This is a genomic window from Streptomyces jumonjinensis (genome assembly GCF_009600885.1).
GTDB classification, from domain to species: Bacteria; Actinomycetota; Actinomycetes; order Streptomycetales; family Streptomycetaceae; genus Streptomyces; species Streptomyces jumonjinensis.
On record NZ_VCLA01000205.1, the window covers coordinates 1 to 1337 of the forward strand.

The following is a 1337-nucleotide window of genomic DNA, read 5'->3' on the forward strand; positions in this document are numbered from 1 at the left end:
GGGGGCGGGCGGCCGGACCCGGGCGCGTGGCCGGACCGGACCCGCACCCGGACGGGTCGAAGGCCCCGGGCAGGGCTCAAGGGGAGGGTGACAGGGGCGTCGGGAAGACCGGGGAGGTCTCGGTGGGGGTCGGGGAGACCGGCGCAGAGGTCTCCGGGGGCGAGGACGCCGGGAGCGGCGCCGACGCGCTGGGCGAGGGGCTCGACGGGCGCGCTGTCACGGCGGCCGGCCCCTGCCCCTCGATCGCCACCACCGCCCCCGAGGGATCCACCCCCACCCTTCCCGCCCACTTCCCTTCCGGCTCCCTGGCCGTGTCCACCATCACGCGCACCACGGTCACCTCGCCCGGCCGCAGCACCCCCGACGTACGGCTCAGCGAGAGCCATGCCGCGTCGGTCCACATCGACCATTGCACCGGGGACCCGCCCGACGCCCTGAGCGTGATCGCCGTCGTATCGCCGAAGGGCTCCGCCTCGACCGTCAGACGGCCCGGCCCCGGCTTTCCCGGGCGGGCGGACGGCGGACCGGTGGCGACGGCGCCCGCCGGGGCGCCGGGGACCCGGGCCCCCGCGGTGAACCTCGTGCCCCGGTCCGTCCCGGAGCGGCCCGTGTGCTCGAAGCGGTCGTACGGTCCTTTCCGCTCCTCCGTCTCCGGCGCGCTGACCGAGGCCCCGCCGTGCCGCCCCTCCCCCGTCAGCGGGGCTCCCCGGTAGGCCGCCCAGAGCGCCAGCACCGGAGCGGCCACCACCGTCGCCACCACCGTGGTCGTCACCGCGCGGGCCCGCAGCCGGTCGCGGCGGGCCGCGTGGTCCTTGGGGTCCAGCGGAAAGCCCGCGGGGCCGAAGCGGGGGCCGGTCACCCGGCGGCTGTGCCGCATGGCGAGAAAGACCGCGGCCCGGGGGGCGCGGAGGAGCGGCAGGGTGTGGGGGGTGACCGCGGACCCCGGCCAGGGCCCGCCCGCCCCGGCGTGCTCGGCGGCCCGGCGGCAGCGGGGGCAGTCGTCCACATGCCGTACGAGTTCATTGCGCGGCGCCGCCGAGAGCGGTGCGCGGCCCTCGCCCGCGAGCCGGGCGACCAGGGGGCAGTTCCCGCCCGCCGCCACGGCGAGGGCGGCCCGGGTGCGCTCGACCTCGCAGGCGGCTGCGGCCAGGAGCTCCCGGGCGGCGGGCTGGGCCACGCCGATGACGGCCGCGACCTCGGCGGGGCCGAGCCCGTGCCGCACGGCGAGTTCGAGGGCGTCGCGCTGCTCGGGGGAGGTCCCGGCGGCCTCGGGCCAGGCGAGCCGGGCCAGCTCGGCGCGGCGGTGCCCGGCGGTCTCCTCGGGGAGGCGGGGGCGC

General features: G+C 79.8%; 1 protein-coding gene. It reads right to left on the reverse strand.

Annotated features, from left to right (window positions below; genetic code table 11):
* Nucleotides 1-76: 76 nt before the first annotated feature.
* Nucleotides 77-1337, reverse strand: a 1261-nt coding sequence (locus FF041_RS37145; RefSeq protein WP_194292364.1) for a BACON domain-containing protein, incomplete at its 5' end; no start/stop codon positions are given.